Here is a 17,905-nt window from a genome sequence, read left to right as displayed (position 1 = left end):
GATCAGGAGCGAGCGTGATTATTTCCAGACAGTTAACGGGATTGAAGCAGCTGCAAGCTTCGAGCTTCGAGCGGCAAGTTGAAAACTTCGGTTCGAATGTCAAATATGGCTTTTGCTCGAAGCTTGTCGCTCGCAGCTTGCAACTTACAGTGGCCAGCACGGTTTTTGGTCTGAGTTGTTCAGCCCATGCGTTTAGCCCGGCCACGGATGTCAGCGCCGATATTCGCCGCACTGCTTTTGGCGTGCCGCATATCCGCGCGCAAGACGAGCGCGGGCTGGGTTTTGGCATCGGCTATGCCTATGCGCAGGACAATCTGTGCCTGTTGGCCAACGAGATCGTGACGGTCAACGGCCAGCGCTCACGTTACTTCGGCCCGGATCAGTTCACCGTCGAACAACGCGAAAACCGCGTCAGCGATGTGTTCTTTACCTGGCTCAATACGCCTGAAGCGGTCAGAGCATTCTGGCAGGCGCAACCTGCGCAGGTGCGTGATCTGGTCGAGGGCTATGCGGCCGGTTACAACCGTTATCTGGCCGAGCGCCGTCCGCAAGGCTTGCCGCAACAGTGTCAGGGCGAGTGGGTGCGAGAGATTGCACCGGAAGATCTGGTGAAGCTGACCCGCCGTCTGTTGGTCGAGGGCGGTGTTGGTCAGTTCGCCGAGGCCTTGGCGGGTGCTACACCGCCGCATGCGAGCGCCGCAATCGAACAAAACTCGCAGGCCTATCAGTTGGCCGATGCGCGTCAGCAGCGTTTTGCCCTGGACCGTGGCAGTAACGCTGTCGCGGTGGGCAGCGAGCGCTCGTTCAACGGGCGCGGGATGTTACTGGCCAATCCGCACTTCCCTTGGGTCGGTGGCATGCGCTTTTATCAGATGCACCTGACCATTCCGGGCAAGCTCGACGTCATGGGCGCTGCCTTGCCAGGCCTGCCGATGATCAATATCGGCTTCAATCAGCACCTGGCCTGGACGCACACGGTCGATTCATCGAAACATTTCACACTCTATCGTCTGCAACTCGATCCGAAGGATTCCACGCGCTATCTGCTCGATGGCAAATCTCTGCCATTGAACAAGCAGACCGTCACCGTGCAGGTGAAACAGGCCGACGGGCAAGTGGTGCCGGTCTCGCGTGATGTCTACAGCTCACAATTCGGGCCGATTGTGCAATGGCCGGGCAAGCTCGACTGGGACAACCAGTTCGCCTACAGCTTGCGCGACGCCAATATCGACAATGATCGGGTGCTGAACCAGTGGTACACGATGAATCAGGCGTCCACACTTTCGGAGCTGCAGGATTCGGTGCACAAGATTCAGGGTATTCCGTGGGTCAACACCCTGGCCGTCGATGACAAGGGCCAGACGCTGTACATGAACCTGTCGGTGGTGCCAAACGTCAACGCCGAGAAGCTAGCCAAGTGCAGCGACCCGCGTATCGGCACACAAATGATCGTGCTGGACGGTTCCAACAGTGCGTGCGCATGGGACATCGACCCGCAAGCTGCACAGAAAGGCATTTATGCCTCCAGCCAACTGCCGCAACTGCTGCGCAAGGATTTCGTCCAGCACTCCAATGACTCGGCATGGCTGGCCAACCCGGCGCAACCGCTAACCGGTTTCTCGCCGTTGATCAGTCAGGATGGCCAGCCGCTGGGCTTGCGCGCCCGGTTTGCTCTGGATCGTTTGAGCACGCTGAGCAAGAAAGGGCCGTTGGCGGTGAAGGATCTGCAGCAGATGGTGATGGACGATCAGGTGTATCTGGCGACGCAAGTGGTGCCGGATCTACTGAAGTTCTGTGCTGCTGACCTTGGCGCCGATGCTCAGGCCCTTAAACCGGTTTGCGTCAGCCTCAAGGCCTGGGATGGCCGGGCCAATCTCGATTCGGGTGTGGGCCTGGTGCACTTCCAGAACATCATGCAAGCGTTGCAGGCTTCGCCGGATGTCTGGCGCGTGGCGTTCGATCCCAAGGATGCGCAACACACTCCGCGTGGCCTGGCCGTCGAGCAGCCGGCGGTGGCCAAGGCATTGCGTGAGGCCATGCTGGCGTCGGTCGAATCGACTACAAAAATGGGTCTCAAGCCGCAAACCCGCTGGGGTGATATCCAGGTGGTCAGCAGTGGCGGGCAACAGACGCCGATTCACGGCGGGCCGGCTACCCTGGGAATCTACAACGCCATCCAGAGCGTGCCCCGTGAGGACGGTAAACTCGAAGTGGTCAGTGGCACCAGCTACCTGCAAGTCGTGACCTTTGACGACAAGGGCCCGCACGCCCAAGGGCTGCTGGCGTTCTCGCTGTCGAGCGATCCTGCGTCGAAGTATTCGCGGGACCAGACCGAGGCGTTCTCGAAGAAGCAGTGGAGTGTGTTGCCGTTCACCGAACAGCAGATTCAGGCTGATCCGCAGTATCAGGTGCAGACTGTTCGTGAGACGTTGGACAAGGCGGGGAACGTTGCCGCTCAATAAACCCGAGCGTTAGTGGCGACGAGCCTGAAGGCCGCATCCTGCAAGGGTTGCGGCCTTCAGCTTTTTGGCGGCTGTTGCGGTATCGAGTTGATCACCGGGTTACCTTCCTTGTTGCGGCTCAGGTAGACCGGGAGCACCTTGGGCAGGCTGTTGGCGAGGTTGTTCAGCTCTTTGATGTTGTAGATGCCACCCACGCGAATCGAACCGGTGCTGTTATCAGCCAGTTCGAGTGGATTGCTCAGATAACGGTTGATCAGTGGCAGTGCTTCGCTCAGCGCGAGGTTATCCAACACCAGTTTGCCGTTGCGCCAAGCCAATGAACTGTCATCGGAGTAGGTCTGGCTGATCTGCGGCATGTAATCGCCTTGCTTGTAGCGCGCCTGCATCGACGGGCCGAGGCGCAAGCCGTCACCTGGCAATGAACGATTGCTGGTGACCAGCACCGAACCTTCGATCAGGTTCACGCGCACCTGGTCCTGATACATCCAGACGTTGAACCGTGTTCCCGTGACCCGAATATTGCCTTCGCCTGCGCGGACGACAAACGGGTGGGCCGTGTCGTGACTGACCGTAAAGAACGCTTCACCTTTTTTCAGGGTGACGCGGCGTTCGTCCTTGTAATTGCTGAAGGTCAGATCGGTGTTCAGGTTCAGTTCGATCTGGCTGCCGTCACTCAGTGTGACCTGCCGGACATTATCGGTGGCGGCGAAATGCTCATAGCTGTCGGGCAGCCAACCCAGGTTCCAGCCAGTGTAAGCGGCCAGGGGCAGGGCGAGCGCACAGACACCGGCTGCAATAGCAAATTGACGCCATGAGCGCGAAGGTCGCGGGGCTGGCACGACTGACGCAGATTCCGGACGAGGCAAGTGTTCCGCCACGTCCCAGATTTCCAGCATGGCTTCATATTCGAACGCATGCAGTGGATGTGCGTCGTGCCATTGCTTGAATGCGCGATGCTCTTCGTCCGTGCAGTCGGCGGCGTGCACACGCATGCACCAATGCGCAGCGGCATCGGTGATCGCATCGTATTCGGCTTCCGAGAGGGTGTCTTGGGTCATTGACTCGTCCTGATTTCGCACATTCTAACCTTGTCGGGAAGTGGCCGAGAACATCCGTCATGGCATTTACCCATCAAATTGGAACTTATTTTTCGCTCCGGCACCCAAAAAGCAGGACGCTTATGAACACTATCCACAAATGGAGTGAAAAAATGATCAAAAAGACATTCGCAGCGTTAATTGCCACCGCCAGTTTGCTCAGCGCTGGTGCCGCGTTGGCCGATCGGCCGGGTGCGGGCTGGATCACCATCGAAAAAGCCATCGAGACCATCAAGACCAAGGCCGGTTATGTAGAGGTTTATGAGATCGAGGCCGACAACAACGGCTACTGGAAGGGCGAGGGGCGCAAGGCTGATGGCGTTGTCTACGAGTTCCGCATCGACGGCGCGTCGGGCAATATACTGCGGGATCAGAAAGACTGATCAACGCGCCCGCCGCTGATTGGCAAAAGGCGCAGGTTTCGACCTGCGCCTTTTTTTTGCGCCTGTTTCAGGGCAGCGGCACCGGGTCAAGTTGCCGGCCCATTTCGCAGACCAAACGGGCAATCGAATCAGCGTTGCGCAAGATCACGTCGATACGAACATCGGGTGAACCCTGATCCAGAAACGCATCCCGAGCCTTCTCCATATCAGGGCTGCGGGTCAATGTGAGGATTTCCTTGCCGAGGTCCTCGCCCCCCACAAACTGATCCAGGTCTACGAAGGAATCTTCTTGCCTGCTCCATCGCGCAAACAGTTCATCGCGAGGTGTTGTGATGGACAGGGCATCGGCCTGGAACCGCACCAGCTCCTCCTGAATGGCCCGCCCATATGAGGTGAGGGTGGTGATCAGGTCGTGAAACGGTCGGCGCGCCTCCAGCGAAGCGATATCTTCAGCGTTGGAAAACTGATGGGCAAACTCGTGGATGAGTGTCGCCGCTTGGGCATGGCCATCAATGTTGAAATCGGCAGGCATGACCGGTTTGTACCCATCGAGTTGCGGGTGAAAGAAGTTCTCGGTGAAATGCACTTTTTTCTGGTCGTCGTTGTTCAGCACAAACGCAATGATCGAGGAAAAATAGGTGTTGGAGCCGACCACGAAGCGTTCGGTATTCATCAGGTCATCGTCAGGGTCCACCAACGCCTTGCAGATGGGCACGATCGCTGTGTTGAGTTTGCTCAGCAGGTTCAGATCAACCTGGGGAACACCGAAAAACACCCTGAGAAAGCCGTCCAGCCGCGTACCGGGTACGTTGGCTTTCAGTTGCGCGAGGTTATGCAGGCAGTTGAAAGCATAAAAACGGGCGAGGTCGACGGCGTGCTGGATAACACGGGCCTTATGCGGATAATTGCGCCGGATTTCGTTCATGCCCATCGCCTCGATATTGATCAGGGCACGGCGATCCTGATTCACACTGTAGCGTTTGTACAAGGTCGACATGGCTTTGCCGTAATGCACCGCATGGCGGTCGGGCGCCAGCAAAAGTCGCGATCCCACCTGGGTCAATGACGGGCCGGCGATGCCGTCATTGACCATCTGCCACATGGCGCCTGGCTGTTTTATCTGCACAACCTTGCCATCAACGGCGGTGTAAGTACGCCTGCTGACCGGGTCTTCGAAAGTGCCTTTTTTAGTCTGGCGCTTGAGGTCTTCCAGTGCCACGGCGGGCGTTTCAAAGGTCTGCAGTTCAGTGCGCCAGGGCGAAGTGATCTTCAGCTGCGACCAGGCAGCGGGCGCTGGCGCGGGCGGCTTGGAGGTCGTGTCGATAATGTCGCTCTCTTCAGGCGGGGACGCGGTAGTCGTCGCTGCAGCAGTGGCTTCCGTGGACTCGATACTCAGCCGCCCCAGGCTGATCATCTGGATGGCACCTTCGATAAACGACTTCAACGCGCGAGACCAGTGATGATCCTGCAGGTTTTCCGCCGAATCCTTGAACGCTTTGTAGGCCTGCCATAGAAACGTTACGTACGAAATTTTGCCCGGCAGCAGCCCTGCGGTTACCTGGAAACCTCGACTGAACAGGTGCTTCGCAGCCTCCCAGTCGGCTTGTGCATGGCTCTTCAACTGACAGGCGAGCAACTGGGGCAGGAGCTTGAGATTGTCCGCGTAGAACCTGTGCAGGAGATTGCCGGTGATGGCGTTGCTCGACACAGTCATCTCACTGGTTTCACCCTCGCTCGATTGCAATAACCCTGTAAACACCGATTGCTGCGCGGCCGGCAGTCGGCGAATCAGCAGATCCTGAAAGACGCCCGGCGTGTTTACCGCGGCGATAAGGCTGGCCTCGTCAGTGAATTCTCGTAGCACCTGATCGGCATACGGCGCGTACAGCACCAGTGGCCCTGGATGGCCCTTGCCGGGGCCGATCACGTACAGACCCAGGGTTTGCACCGCGCTGGCGCCGGCGGTTTTGATCAGTGACAAAGGCGAGACGATGGCATGGGCGCCCTCAACCGCGGCACGCGCAATGCCGTCCGGCATGTCGAGCACCTGACAGAGTTGATCGAACGCACCACTCGACAACTGTTGTTGTAGCTTCAGTTCATGGGCGTGCTGCAGCAATTGCCAGGGCAACTGGCGAAAGAAACGCTGTTGGCGTTCGTCGGCCTCGGCGTGGCCAGCCGACAGCGCGGCGGTCACGGCGTTGGCGTAGGTCGTCGGTATATCCAGTGACAGCAACAGTTGCCGTACCGCGTTTTGATCGAGATCAGGCGGCAACGCTTTCGCGGTTTTCGAGATGACCGAGAAGCCTGTGCCTTGGGCGATGTTGACGTGGTTAAGGGCAAATTCGCTCAGCATGCGGGCGGGACCCGCCAAAGCCAGGTTGGGAATGATCTCGATGTCCTGCGGGTCGAGTTGCTGCCCGGGAAATCGTCCATCGAGGAGCGTTTTCAGCGTTTTGTTGACGTAGTCGGGCAGGGCGGTCAGGCCGCTGAGGTAATCCTTGTGGTCGACGACGCTGTGACGCCATTGCTCCAGCAGTTCGAGGTGCATTTGCTGCTCTTCGACTTGCGCCATGCCGAGCCAGGCGGGAAGTGACTGCTGTTGATTGATCGCCTTGGCGAGGTCGATGCCGCGCAGCAGGTTGGTAGCAATAGGCGTTTTTTTCAGACCATTGAGTGTCGGAGTCAGTCCGGACTGGTCTTTGAACCACTCGCGCGCGCGATCGCAACGCGCAAGGAAGTGCTCAATGCCGGATTGCACGCGGTTGTGCAGCACATTGTCTTCGATCAGGCGCAACGCGCCCAAGGTGTAGTCCTGATGGAACAGCCAGTCCTCGGGGGCCAGGTTTTCCAGCAGCGACAGGCGTCCGACACTGTCCTTCAGGCGTCGCTCCAGTGCCCGTCGCGCACGGGTAACTCTCGGGAAAACTTCCAGCCCCTGAGCGGGCGTCCACACAATCGCCCGACCTGAATGCACGTCGTCAAGACCACCGCGCTCGGTCAGCAAGACACAGTGAGCCAGTGGCAGTGGCGCCTGGGTCTTGGGGTGCTGCACTGTGAGCGACCAGGCGTCAGGGCGAAAGCCATTGAGTGAACGCCGAGTGTCACGGCTCGGTTGATCAGGATGGAACACGGTATCGACAATGGCCTGCGCAGCCGTGTCGAGCGAGCCACTGAGCACTCGTAGCGCGGCTTCCCCTGTGACGCCGACAAACAGTGAGTGGGCGAGTTTGTCCTTCATGTTTTCAAGAAAGCGCCGTTGCAACGTCGGCGTCACCAACGGCTGGCTTCTGAACATGCCCGTGAGCAAGGCATCGATTCCCGAAAAGGACCGAATCACCTCTTCTGCCTTGTGGGCGAGCACCACGGACGGCTGCTGGACGCCGGCCAGTACCGGCCGGGTCGACCAGCGTTCGCCGGCGTCCAGTTCCAGCAAGCGCTCATGAACCATCGCGCGGATGTCCAAGGCCTTGTCGAACAGAGCATGGATATCCACGGTGCCATCGCTTTGCCGGAACACTTGCGTGGCGTAGGCAATGTTTTGCCGCTGCTTGGTGATGATGGCTTCGAACAATACTTTGAAGGTCTCGCCACCGATGTTTTCTCCGGTGACATGCGGGTGGTCGAAGCCGACGAAGCGTTTGCGCTCTTCGAGGTTCAGCAGCCCATACAGCTCATCCTCGTGACCGGGGGCGCGGAATTTGCTCAACACGGTGTTTTTCAGATCCAGATAATCGTGCAGGACTTGCAGGCCCATGGTCGGCGTGTAGAGGCACGCGTTGGCTTGAGTGATCATCAACGATCCCGCGAGTTCGACGTAATTGGGCTCGTACTCCCACAAGCGCACGTTCTCGATGGTCGGGCGGCGTGCCGGCACCGCTGTGGGTTTGATGATGTGATGCAATATGGCGAACTGCGTGGCGTCGATGATCCCGCTTTCGCGTTTGATCAACAGTTCGGCGCGAGCCTGTTCCTCCAGTACCTGACTGAAAAAAGCGCGGCGCGCGGATCCCGCGATGGCCGGCGAGCTCCAGTATTTTTCCATTTCGCCAAACAGCAGCACCTGGAGTTTTTCCGAGGCTTGCTTGAGCGCGTTTTCCCATAGCGCCTGATCGCCGGCAAACGCTGCGCGCCCGGGGTTGGAGAATTCGTGCAACTGCTCGGCAGGCCATTGCGGGTGCCGATAAAACATCAGCAGTGCTTCGCTTAAACTCATGGAGGCGTGCCAATGCTTGTTCGCTACCGCCGTGGAGCGGGTGTCGCCGGCAGACGCATCGGTATAGAAATTCACCCGGGTGAGGGCCTGGCGGACGTTGGGAAAGTCCTCGCGCAACAGATTATCGAGGATTGTTTCCAGCAGGGACGAGAGCGATGGCAGTTGCTTCAATTCGCCAAGTACAGCCTCGGCATTGAGGCGCTGGGCGGCGCGAACAACTTCGATCTGGGTGTCGAAAATATCGCCGTCGAGGGTTTCGTAGGTCAGGGTAATGCCACTCTGTTCGGCGACGTTTCTGCGCTCGGATAACGCCAGAAACGCCAGAATGTCATCCTCTTCATCGGCTTTGTTCACGCGTATTTCGAGCAAGGTTTTAAGGGTTTTCAGGTCTTCGTATTGTTTGATGCCCTCGTAGGGCGTGTAGAGAATCGCTCGTTTGTCCTCTGCGTTTTCACTGAGGATAAAACTGCCCGCCAATGTGACGGGGGCCAGTTTGCCGGCATTGAGGCGGATACGTTGGGCATGCATCGGCGGGGATTGTTTGCTGCGCATCGCATGGGTGGCCAGTTTGATATGGGCGAGCCATTTGAAGTCCGCCTCGTCGAGGCCGTGGGTTTTGCGCAGCGATGGCCACAAGCCGGGCGAATTCAAGGTTTCGGAGAAAAACAGGGGGGACGCCGGTTCAGACATGATCAAGCCTCGGTAGGGCGCGCGTGTTCGGCACGCAAGTGAGGCCCAGCCTACAAAGCACAGGTGCTGCGTCGGTGGTAGATAGTTATCGCACTGGCGGCGAAGTTTGCTGATCTCACGGCCAAGGGTTGACAGGCAGTTGTCAGGGCATGGTTAATCGGCGAGCAAGTCGTCCGTACGCTGTTGTTCCCTCCAATAATCATTCTGGAGCTTCAGATGTCTGCGCCACACGATCAGGTGTCCTCTGCTGTCTCGTCCTCGTTATCCCTCGAAGCGCTGACGCAATTGCTTGAAACGATTTTCCTGCGCCACGGTACCTCCGCCGACGTCGCGCAAGTACTGGCCGCCAACTGCGCCGGGGCCGAGCGCGACGGCGCCCACAGCCATGGCGTGTTCCGCATGCCCGGGTATGTCTCGACCCTCAAGAGCGGCTGGGCCAACGGCCAAGCGGTGCCACACGTCGAAGATGTCGCGTCGGGATTTGTCCGTGTCGATGCCGGCAACGGGTTCGCTCAACCGGCACTTGCCGCCGCCCGGCCGTTGTTGGTGGAGAAGGCGCGCAACGCCGGGATTGCCGTGTTGGCGATTCGCAACTCTCACCACTTCGCCGCACTGTGGCCGGACGTCGAGCCATTTGCCGATGAAGGTCTGGTGGCGCTCAGCGTGGTCAACAGCATGACCTGCGTGGTGCCCCACGGCGCCGACCGGCCGCTGTTCGGCACCAACCCGATCGCGTTCGCCGCGCCACGGGCCGGTGCGGCGCCGATTGTCTTCGACCTCGCCACCAGTGCGATCGCCCATGGCGACGTGCAGATTGCTGCGCGCAAAGGTGAGCGGCTGCCGGCCGGGATGGGCGTGGACAGCCTCGGTCAACCGACTCAGGATCCCAAGGCGATTCTTGAGGGCGGGGCGTTGTTGCCGTTTGGCGGCCATAAAGGCTCGGCGCTGTCGATGATGGTCGAACTGTTGGCCGCAGCGCTGACCGGGGGGAATTTTTCTTTCGAGTTCGACTGGTCCAATCATCCTGGGGCGAAAACGCCGTGGACCGGGCAATTGTTGATCGTCATCGACCCGAGCAAAGCCGCCGGGCAGAGTTTTGCCGAGCGCAGTGGGGAATTGGTGCGGCAGATGCACGGCGTCGGGCTCAAGCGTTTGCCGGGGGATCGTCGGCATTGGCAGCGCAGCAAGTCGCTGGCGGAGGGGATTGTGCTGGATGGGCAGACATTGGCGCAGTTGCGTGAGTTGGCGGGGGTGTGAGCGAAGAGCAAAGGCCCCTCACCCTTACCCTCTCCCGGAGGGAGAGGGGACTGACCGCGGTGAATGGGCGAGGTACGCCGACGTGGGATACCGAGCTGAATTCAGGATTTGAACAGCAAAAATCAGGCAGGCATAAAAAAGGCGAACCCAGTGGGTTCGCCTTTTTGTTTGCGTTTGACTCAGCGACGGCCGAGCAGCAAACCGACCACCAGACCGAAACCGGCGGAGATCGCCACGGTCTGCCATGGATGACCGCCAATGTAGCTTTCGGTGGCATCGACTGCCGGTTTGGTGCGGTCACGTACACTCGAGACCGAATCCAGTGCCTGCTGCAGTTTCAGGGCGATTTGTCCGCGCAGCGTTTCCGCTTCTTCGCCGACCAGTGAGGCGCTGCTCTTGAGCAGTTTGTCGGACTCTTGAATCAGAGCCTGAAGTTCGCTGAAGGCCTGATCCTTGATTTGATCTTCGGCGGCTTGCACGGCGGATTTGCGGGCCATTGGGTGACTCCTTGCAGTTGAATGGACAGTGATCAATGGAGTGTGGCGCTTGCTGAAAAGTTGCACTGAATTTAGGCCAGAAAGAAAAACCTGCGCGGGAGATTTCCGTCGAGCGTGTAAGATGTCGCCATTTTACGCAGCAGGATAATTCCCCATGAGTTTCAATCTGGCCGACAAATCCCTCGCAGAGCGCGCTGCGCTGGAAGACGAGAAATCCCGTCTGTTCGAACTCTGGCAGAACAATCTGGGCAAAGCCAAAGGCGAAGCCGCGCGTTTGTTCGGCGAGCGCGGCAAGCGCAAAGGCAAATGGGCCGAGTGGGTCCGCGCGGAACTGGACGGCATGTCGCCGCCGGAGTTCGCCAACATGGTGCGCAGTGAAGTCAATCGCCTGATGGCCGCCAACAAGTAACGCCTCAACTGAACGTCGCGGCAATCGCTTCACGCACTTTGACCACCACCGGATCGATCTGCGTGCTGGTGCGCCAGCCCAGTTCGATCGGATAGCGCGGCAACTTCAGCGGGCAGGGCAGCAGCGCCAGACCGCTGAGTGCTGCGATGCTTTCGGCGGCATGCGCCGGAATCGTCGCCACCGCCCGGCTGCCCTTGAGCAGATACGGCAACGCGGCGAAATGCGTGGTCGAGGCGCACACCCGTCGACTCAGGCCCAGCGCCGCCAAGCCCTCATCGGTGATCCCGATAAAACCGCCGGACGACACCAGGATGTGCTCGCGGGCGACGAATGCCTCAAGATCAATCAACTGCTGACCGGGCGCAAGGCTCGCTGGATCGACCAGACACGCATATCCACCTTCGCCCAACACCTGACGGCTGAGCAAACGCTCGGCAAAGCCACCAGCAGTGATTGCCAGGTCGATACTGCGCTCCATCAGCGCGCGGGCGACGATCTGGCTGTGGGTCTGACGAAAGATCAGGCGCAGCTTCGGCGCACTGCGGGCAATTTCCTCGATCAGGCGGCGACCGTAGGCAATCTCGAAGTCATCCGACAGCCCGACTGTGACCGAACGGCCCTCGTATTGGTTGGCCGCCGGGTCGACCATTGCCAGGCTCTGCCGGCATTTGTTCAGCGCTTCGCTGACCACCGGTTTCAATTGATTGGCCTGGAGCGTCGGCGCCAGTCCGCGGCCGGTGCGCACGAACAACTGATCGCCGTAGACCTCGCGCAACCGGCGCAGCGCCGCACTGACCGCCGATTGCGTGACGCCCAGACGCAACGCTGCGCGGCTGGCGCTGGATTCTTCATGCAGGGCTTCAAAGACTTTCAGCAGATTGAGGTCGACGGTGGCGATATTCATTTGGCTCATATCATTCAGCAGCGAGCGGGGCTTTATTCATGATCGCGTGACGCCGCAGAATCAGCAACCACTGAACCTGATGGAGTTACCGCGATGGCCAAATCAATCGTTGCTGCGCTGCAAATCGGCGCCTTGCCCGAAGGCAAAGACGCGACTCTGGAACAGATTCTCAGTTGGGAAGGCGCGATCATTGAATCCGGAGCGGCATTGGTGGTGATGCCCGAAGCGCTGCTGGGCGGGTATCCGAAAGGCGAGGGTTTCGGCACGCAATTGGGTTATCGCCTGCCGGAAGGGCGTGAAGCCTACGCCCGTTATTTTGCCAATGCGATCGACGTGCCCGGTGCCGAGACCCAAGCACTGGCCGGCCTGTCGGCGCGCACCGGGGCTAATCTGGTAATCGGTGTGATCGAACGCTCCGGCAGCACGCTGTATTGCACCGCGCTGTATTTCGACCCGCAGGCCGGCCTCTTCGGCAAACACCGCAAACTGATGCCCACCGGCACCGAGCGGCTGATCTGGGGCAAGGGCGATGGTTCGACCTTGCCGGTGTTCGACACCCCGGTTGGCAAGCTCGGCGCCGTGGTGTGCTGGGAAAACATGATGCCGCTGCTGCGCACGGCGATGTACGCCAAAGGCATTGAAGTCTGGTGCGCGCCGACCGTGGACGAGCGTGAAATGTGGCAAGTCAGCATGCGCCACATTGCTCATGAAGGCCGCTGCTTTGTAGTCAGTGCCTGTCAGGTGCAGGCTTCGCCCAATGAAATGGGTGTGGAGATTGCCAATTGGCCGGCGGAGCGACCGCTGATTGCCGGTGGCAGCGTGATTGTCGGGCCGATGGGCGACATACTGGCAGGGCCGTTGCGCGGGGAGGCGGGGTTGCTCACGGCTGAAATCGACACCGATGAACTGGTGCGTGCGCGCTATGACTACGATGTGGTCGGCCACTATGCGCGGCCGGATGTGTTTGAGTTGTCAGTGGATGAACGCACCAAACCCGGGGTGCGATTCAACACATAACCCACTGGCTGACACAAAACCTGTAGGAGTGAGCCTGCTCGCGATAGCGGTCTGCCAGACACCATAATCGTTAACTGACAGATTGCTATCGCGAGCAGGCTCACTCCTACAATGGATCGGTGGTGTGTCTGGGAGTCAGTGGCGTTGCTGCCATTCTTCGCGGGTGATTTCCCAGATTTCCCGAGGGAAACGCCCACCGACGAAATCGCCTTCATCGGTCCGAATCAAGCGCATCCCCGCGCGCTCCGAGAGCTTGCGCGAGCCGATGTTCGGCGCCGCTTTCGGCACGCGCATCACTGGGCGTTGCAGAACGTTGAACCAGTAATTGGTCACCGCCGCGCTGGCTTCAGTCATTAAGCCCTTGCCTTGCCACGCCGGGGCCAGCCAGAAGCCGCGGTGGTTGTCCGCCTGATCCATCAGGCTGATCTTGCCGATCAATAGTTCCGGTGCCGATTTCAGGCGGATCGTCCAAGGCCATTCCTTGCCCGCCGCAACCGCCGGCAAGACAATGTCGCGCAGATAGGCGAGGGCACCGTCCTCCGGGTACGGCCATGGCACGGCAGCGTTCAGATAGCGCACCACGTCCCAATGCGGAAATTCGCGCTGCACGGCGTCGGCATCGGCCAGTTGCAATGGGCGCAGGATCAGTCGTTCGGTGTACAGCGTCGGCATGTCTTCCATAAACCTGCAGCCTCCCTGAATGTCTTCAATGAACGAAGCAGGTTAGCGCATTTTTACCAGGTGGCGGCGGTAGCCTTGGGCAGGCTGAGCTTGCCGCTGTCGACAAAACGCATGGTGCCAAACAGACCGCCGGCAAGCTTGCCGCGCAGCACATAGGGGAGGTTGTCGAGGGTTTGCGTCTGGCTCAGGCCCAAGGTCTGGCGCAGCACCGAGAACGCCGAGATGCTGACCGGTACTGTGACGATGCTTTCGGAAAAGCGTGGGATCGAACCGCTCTGATCGCTGACACCCGAGGCCAGTGAATGGCCGTTGACCTCCAGATCCAGCGCAATGCCGTTGTAGTCGATGGCCGTCTCATTGGGATTCTGGACGCGAATCTTGATGGCGAAGCGCACTTCCAGATCCTGACTCGGCAACGGCTCCAGACCGACCACGTTGATGTTGACCGGATCACGGTTGGGGAATAGCGCACAGGCGCTGAGCGACAGCAGGAGCAGTGACAGAATGACGGCTTGGAAGCGGCGCATAAACAGTCTCTCAACAAAAAAGGGCTGAACCGTCTCCGGCTCAGCCCTTTCTAGCAAAGGCCAGACGTTAGCGGTTCAACTGTGCGACAGCCGCCGCTGGGGCAGGTTCACCTTTGGCCGGCATGTCCGGGTTTTCCATGACCTGAAGAATTGAAGCTTCCGGATCGAAATCGTCTTCTTCCAGCTCGATGAACTCTTCCGGCAGGAAGATGTTCAGCACGATAGCGCACAACGCACCGACGGTGATTGGCGATTCGAAGATGTTGCGCAGCGCTTGCGGCAACTCGCGCAGGACTTCCGGGACCGCCGCGATGCCCAGGCCCATGCCTAGCGAAATCGCCACGATCAGCATATTGCGCCGATGCAGGCCGGCCTCGGCGAGGATCTTGATCCCGGCCACCGCGACGGTGCCGAACATCACCAGTTCGGCGCCGCCGAGTACCGGTTTCGGCATCAGTTGCAATACCGCGCCAATCATCGGGAACAGCCCCAGCAGCACCAGCAAACCGGCAATGAAGAAGGCCACGTAACGGCTGGCCACGCCGGTCAGCTGAATCACGCCGTTGTTCTGCGCGAAGGTCACCATCGGCATGCTGTTGAACACGGCAGCCATCGCCGAGTTGAGGCCGTCGGCGAGCAGGCCGGATTTGATCCGGCGGATGTACAGCGGGCCTTTGACCGGTTGCCGCGAGATCATCGAGTTGGCGGTCAGATCACCGGCAGCCTCCAGCGGCGACACGAGGAAAATCACCGCGACCGGCACGAACGCCACCCAGTCGAAGTTGAAACCGTACTTGAACGGCACCGGCACGCTGACCAACGGCACCTCGGGCATCGAGGCGAAATCCACCGTGCCCATCAGCCACGCGACCACATAGCCCAAAGTCAGGCCGATAACGATCGCGCCCAAGCGCAGAAACGGCACGTCGACGCGGTTCAACACGACGATAGTGCCGATCACCAGCGCCGCCAGAAACACATGGCTGGCCGCACCCAGATCCGGCGCGCCGAAGCCGCCGGCGATGTCGGTCATTGCCACTTTGATCAGCGACAGGCCCATCAACGTGATGATGGTGCCGGTGACCACCGGGGTGATCAGCATGCGCAGTTTGCCGATGAACTGACTCAACACCACTTCGATGAAGGCGGCGAAAAAGCACACGCCGAAGATCGTCGAGAGAATTTCATCGGTGCCGCCACCGCGAGCCTTGACCATGAACCCGGCGCTGAGAATCACGCTGATAAAGGAAAAACTGGTGCCTTGCAGGCACAACAATCCCGAACCGACCGGGCCGAAGCGCTTGGCCTGAACGAACGTGCCGAGGCCGGAGACGAACAGCGCCATGCTGATCAGGTAGGGGATTTCACTGTGCAGACCGAGGGCGCCGCCCATGATCAGGGTCGGGGTGATGATGCCGACGAAGCTCGCCAATACGTGTTGCAGCGCGGCAAACACGGTGGCAGTCAGGTGTGGGCGGTCGTTGAGACCGTAGATCAGGTCGTTGTTGCGCGGGGCTTTTTCAGAGGCGGTCATGGTGTTTTGCGCGCCGCGAGGCGGGGCCGGGTCAGAAAATGGAGGCGCAGGATGCCGGAAGAGGGCGGCGAGGGCAACGAGCAATAACTGCCTGAAAGGTCAGGTTTTTCGGGTGTTGCCCGCTAAATCGATGCATGCAAATGCGCTGAGCAGATCTTCTTCAAACGCCTTTTGCGCATCCCCCGGCACCTGCGCCCGATGCCGGGCCAGATGAAACGCCACCTCGAAACTCAACTCGCCCTCACGAATTGGCCGCAACAGGCCCTTTTCCTGCCAGCTCCGTGCATAGTGATCCGGCAGATAACCCACATGTTTGCCGGACAGAATAAACGTCAGCGTGCCCTCAACCTGCTCCGAGCGCGCCGAGCAGACCTTGCCCTGAAACGGTTCGTCACTGCGAAAAAACCGATAGGGGTGATCGACACGATCGCAGGTCTGCAAGGCTGCATCGCTGGGCTTCTCATCGGTAAACAAGGGATGGCCGGCAGCGCAGTACAGATGCTGGGTTTCGCTGAACAACTGCTGATAGTCGAAGGCACTTTGCACTTGCGAGAAATAACCGATGGCCAGATCCAGCCGCTGTTGTAACAACAACCGTTCCATCTCGCCGGGCATGGCACTGATCAGTTCGATGCGCACCGACTCATCACGCTCGCGAAAGCGCCGGATCGCCACCGCCACCCGTTGCAATACCGATTGATCGACCGACTCGGAAATCCCCAGACGCACTTCACCGATCAAACGCCCGGCGACGCCGTTGGATTGATGGCGGAAGGTTTCGATCGATTCAAACAATGCACGCACCGCGATCAGCAATTGCTCGCCCTTGGGCGTAACGCTGAAACCAGCCTTGCCACGGCTGCATAAACGGTAACCAAGGCGGGTTTCCAGTTTGGCCATTTGCTGGCTGATGCTCGATTGGCTCAGGCCCAGATCACCTTGGGCAGCGCTGAAGCCACCGCACTCGACCACCCGCACAAACAAGCGCAACAGCTGCAAATCGACGTCGTGCAATTGACCCAACATCACATTACTCCGGGATAAAGTCAGGATAATTATTCGGCTATTTTTCTAATGTATCCGACGACGCATCCTGCAACCACTTCCTCCGGTCAGGTGTTCGTCATGGCTCCCGTGTTCAAGCTGTGTTTACCCGCGCTGCTGTTGTCCGTAGCTGTTCAGGCTCAGGCCGAGGACAACACCCTCAACCTCTACAGCTGGGCCGACTACGTGCCGCCGCGAACCCTGCAACGGTTCGAGCAGGAAACCGGCATTCATGTGCGCTACGACACCTTTGATACCTCCGAGGTGCTGGAGACCAAATTGCTCACCGGCGGCAGCGGTTACGACGTGGTGGTGCCGTCGTCCAGCGTTCTGGCGCGTGGACTGGCGGCCGGCGCATTGAAGGAAATCTCCCATGAGAGCCTCAAGGGCTACGCCAATCTTGATCCGGATTTGCTCGAAAAAATGGCCGCTGTCGACCCCGGCAATCGCTTCGGCGTGCCATACACCTGGGGCACGCTGGGTCTGGGTATGAACGTCGAGGCCGTGAAGAAACGGTTGCCCGAGGTGCCGCTGAACAGCCTGGATCTGCTGTTCAAACCCGAGAACGCCAGCAAGCTCAAGGATTGCGGCATCGCCATTCTCGATTCGCCGCAGGAGGTCATTGGTCTGGCTCTGCATTACTTGGGTAAAGATCCCTACAGCACCGACAAGAATGATCTGGCTGCCGCCGAGGCGTTGTTGCAGAAACTTCAGCCGTCGGTGCTGTACGTCGCCAGCGGTCGGCAGATCAATGATCTGGCCAGCGGCAATGTGTGTCTCGCGCTGACCTACAACGGCGACGCGAGCATGGCCGCTGATCAGGCCCGCAAGGCCAATAAACAGTACGAAGTGGCCTACCGCATTCCCAAGGAAGGCACGCTGGTGTGGCAGGACAATCTGGCCATCCCCAAAGACGCGCCGCACCCCGAAGCCGCGCGGGCGTTCATCGAATTCATGCTGCGCCCGGACTCTGTGGCCGAACTGACCAACACGTTGTTTTTTGCCACCGCCAACCAGGCCGCCACGCCATTGGTGGATGAAGCCGTGCGCAACGATCCCGACATCTATCCGCCGAGCGACGTGCGTGCGCGGCTCTACGCCGACCGCAGCATGAGCCTCAAGGACATGCGTCAGCGCACGCGTCTGTGGACCACTTTCCGTAGCCATCAATAACAACAGGAGCACCA

14 protein-coding genes are annotated in these 17,905 nt (G+C 59.5%); 6 read left to right on the top strand and 8 right to left on the bottom strand.

Annotation, left to right across the window (positions count from 1 at the left end; translation table 11 throughout):
- Nucleotides 1–149 precede the first annotated feature (149 nt).
- Complete coding sequence (gene pvdQ / locus ACOYXE_RS08420; RefSeq protein ID WP_460928681.1) at nt 150–2,462, top strand: bifunctional acylase PvdQ; 2,313 nt, start codon at nt 150–152, stop codon at nt 2,460–2,462.
- Nucleotides 2,463–2,518: 56 nt separating this feature from the next.
- On the opposite strand, the gene ACOYXE_RS08415 is transcribed toward pvdQ, so the two are convergent.
- Nucleotides 2,519–3,520: a FecR family protein gene (locus tag ACOYXE_RS08415; RefSeq protein ID WP_160057726.1), complete on the bottom strand. Its 1,002-nt coding sequence runs from the start codon at nt 3,518–3,520 to the stop codon at nt 2,519–2,521.
- A gap of 152 nt (nt 3,521–3,672) precedes the next feature.
- Between ACOYXE_RS08415 and ACOYXE_RS08410 the strand changes: the two genes are divergently transcribed.
- On the top strand, nt 3,673–3,942 hold the full coding sequence (locus tag ACOYXE_RS08410) for a PepSY domain-containing protein (RefSeq protein ID WP_160057727.1): 270 nt from the start codon (nt 3,673–3,675) through the stop codon (nt 3,940–3,942).
- A 67-nt stretch (nt 3,943–4,009) separates the two neighbouring features.
- Here the strand turns inward: ACOYXE_RS08410 and ACOYXE_RS08405 are convergent, their stop codons facing one another.
- A complete protein-coding gene (locus tag ACOYXE_RS08405; protein WP_460928679.1) occupies nt 4,010–8,848 on the bottom strand; it encodes a dermonecrotic toxin domain-containing protein in 4,839 nt (1,612 codons plus the stop codon).
- Nucleotides 8,849–9,064: 216 nt separating this feature from the next.
- On the opposite strand from ACOYXE_RS08405, the gene ACOYXE_RS08400 reads away from it, so the two are divergent.
- Nucleotides 9,065–10,105 (top strand): Ldh family oxidoreductase, encoded by a 1,041-nt coding sequence (locus ACOYXE_RS08400; protein WP_160057729.1) that lies wholly within the window; start codon nt 9,065–9,067, stop codon nt 10,103–10,105.
- Between the two features lie 179 nt (nt 10,106–10,284).
- On the opposite strand, the gene ACOYXE_RS08395 is transcribed toward ACOYXE_RS08400, so the two are convergent.
- Nucleotides 10,285–10,602 carry an ElaB/YgaM/YqjD family protein gene (locus ACOYXE_RS08395; protein WP_007917413.1) on the bottom strand — a complete coding sequence of 106 codons (318 nt, stop codon included), beginning with the start codon at nt 10,600–10,602 and terminating at the stop codon, nt 10,285–10,287.
- A gap of 154 nt (nt 10,603–10,756) precedes the next feature.
- Between ACOYXE_RS08395 and ACOYXE_RS08390 the strand changes: the two genes are divergently transcribed.
- Nucleotides 10,757–11,011, top strand: a complete 255-nt coding sequence (locus ACOYXE_RS08390) for a hypothetical protein (RefSeq protein ID WP_007917411.1) — start codon at nt 10,757–10,759, stop codon at nt 11,009–11,011.
- Between the two features lie 4 nt (nt 11,012–11,015).
- Here the strand turns inward: ACOYXE_RS08390 and ACOYXE_RS08385 are convergent, their stop codons facing one another.
- Nucleotides 11,016–11,924 carry a LysR family transcriptional regulator gene (locus ACOYXE_RS08385; RefSeq protein WP_460928677.1) on the bottom strand — a complete coding sequence of 303 codons (909 nt, stop codon included), beginning with the start codon at nt 11,922–11,924 and terminating at the stop codon, nt 11,016–11,018.
- Nucleotides 11,925–12,008: 84 nt separating this feature from the next.
- On the opposite strand from ACOYXE_RS08385, the gene ACOYXE_RS08380 reads away from it, so the two are divergent.
- The gene (locus ACOYXE_RS08380) at nt 12,009–12,932 is read left to right on the top strand and encodes a carbon-nitrogen hydrolase family protein (RefSeq protein WP_460928675.1); all 924 of its coding nucleotides are present in this window, start codon (nt 12,009–12,011) and stop codon (nt 12,930–12,932) included.
- Nucleotides 12,933–13,067: 135 nt separating this feature from the next.
- Here ACOYXE_RS08380 and ACOYXE_RS08375 read toward each other — a convergent pair whose 3' ends face one another.
- From ACOYXE_RS08375 to ACOYXE_RS08360, 4 genes are all read right to left on the bottom strand, one after another.
- Nucleotides 13,068–13,613: a GNAT family N-acetyltransferase gene (locus ACOYXE_RS08375; RefSeq protein ID WP_460928673.1), complete on the bottom strand. Its 546-nt coding sequence runs from the start codon at nt 13,611–13,613 to the stop codon at nt 13,068–13,070.
- A gap of 53 nt (nt 13,614–13,666) precedes the next feature.
- Nucleotides 13,667–14,140, bottom strand: coding sequence for an LEA/WHy family protein (locus ACOYXE_RS08370; RefSeq protein ID WP_160057733.1), 474 nt, complete (start codon nt 14,138–14,140; stop codon nt 13,667–13,669).
- A gap of 67 nt (nt 14,141–14,207) precedes the next feature.
- On the bottom strand, nt 14,208–15,674 hold the full coding sequence (locus ACOYXE_RS08365) for a nucleobase:cation symporter-2 family protein (protein WP_123450049.1): 1,467 nt from the start codon (nt 15,672–15,674) through the stop codon (nt 14,208–14,210).
- A 99-nt stretch (nt 15,675–15,773) separates the two neighbouring features.
- Entirely contained in the window at nt 15,774–16,700 is a 927-nt protein-coding gene (locus tag ACOYXE_RS08360) for a LysR family transcriptional regulator (RefSeq protein WP_460928670.1), read from the bottom strand.
- Nucleotides 16,701–16,799: 99 nt separating this feature from the next.
- Between ACOYXE_RS08360 and ACOYXE_RS08355 the strand changes: the two genes are divergently transcribed.
- On the top strand, nt 16,800–17,891 hold the full coding sequence (locus tag ACOYXE_RS08355; RefSeq protein ID WP_405123847.1) for a polyamine ABC transporter substrate-binding protein: 1,092 nt from the start codon (nt 16,800–16,802) through the stop codon (nt 17,889–17,891).
- Nucleotides 17,892–17,905: the final 14 nt, after the last annotated feature.

The organism is Pseudomonas sp. MC6, assembly GCF_054790575.1.
This window is presented reverse-complemented; position numbering and strand designations above follow the sequence as displayed.

What these genes read in the sequence shown, in the direction of transcription:
- ACOYXE_RS08405 (WP_460928679.1), bottom strand. Translation starts at nt 8,848, where the DNA reads ATGTCTGAACCGGCGTCCCCCCTGTTTTTCTCCGAAACCTTGAATTCG.
- ACOYXE_RS08400 (WP_160057729.1), top strand. Translation starts at nt 9,065, where the DNA reads ATGTCTGCGCCACACGATCAGGTGTCCTCTGCTGTCTCGTCCTCGTTA.
- ACOYXE_RS08390 (WP_007917411.1), top strand. Translation starts at nt 10,757, where the DNA reads ATGAGTTTCAATCTGGCCGACAAATCCCTCGCAGAGCGCGCTGCGCTG.
- ACOYXE_RS08360 (WP_460928670.1), bottom strand. Translation starts at nt 16,700, where the DNA reads ATGTTGGGTCAATTGCACGACGTCGATTTGCAGCTGTTGCGCTTGTTT.
- ACOYXE_RS08385 (WP_460928677.1), bottom strand. Translation starts at nt 11,924, where the DNA reads ATGAGCCAAATGAATATCGCCACCGTCGACCTCAATCTGCTGAAAGTC.
- ACOYXE_RS08375 (WP_460928673.1), bottom strand. Translation starts at nt 13,613, where the DNA reads ATGGAAGACATGCCGACGCTGTACACCGAACGACTGATCCTGCGCCCA.
- ACOYXE_RS08370 (WP_160057733.1), bottom strand. Translation starts at nt 14,140, where the DNA reads ATGCGCCGCTTCCAAGCCGTCATTCTGTCACTGCTCCTGCTGTCGCTC.
- ACOYXE_RS08415 (WP_160057726.1), bottom strand. Translation starts at nt 3,520, where the DNA reads ATGACCCAAGACACCCTCTCGGAAGCCGAATACGATGCGATCACCGAT.
- ACOYXE_RS08380 (WP_460928675.1), top strand. Translation starts at nt 12,009, where the DNA reads ATGGCCAAATCAATCGTTGCTGCGCTGCAAATCGGCGCCTTGCCCGAA.
- ACOYXE_RS08355 (WP_405123847.1), top strand. Translation starts at nt 16,800, where the DNA reads ATGGCTCCCGTGTTCAAGCTGTGTTTACCCGCGCTGCTGTTGTCCGTA.
- ACOYXE_RS08365 (WP_123450049.1), bottom strand. Translation starts at nt 15,674, where the DNA reads ATGACCGCCTCTGAAAAAGCCCCGCGCAACAACGACCTGATCTACGGT.
- ACOYXE_RS08395 (WP_007917413.1), bottom strand. Translation starts at nt 10,602, where the DNA reads ATGGCCCGCAAATCCGCCGTGCAAGCCGCCGAAGATCAAATCAAGGAT.
- ACOYXE_RS08410 (WP_160057727.1), top strand. Translation starts at nt 3,673, where the DNA reads ATGATCAAAAAGACATTCGCAGCGTTAATTGCCACCGCCAGTTTGCTC.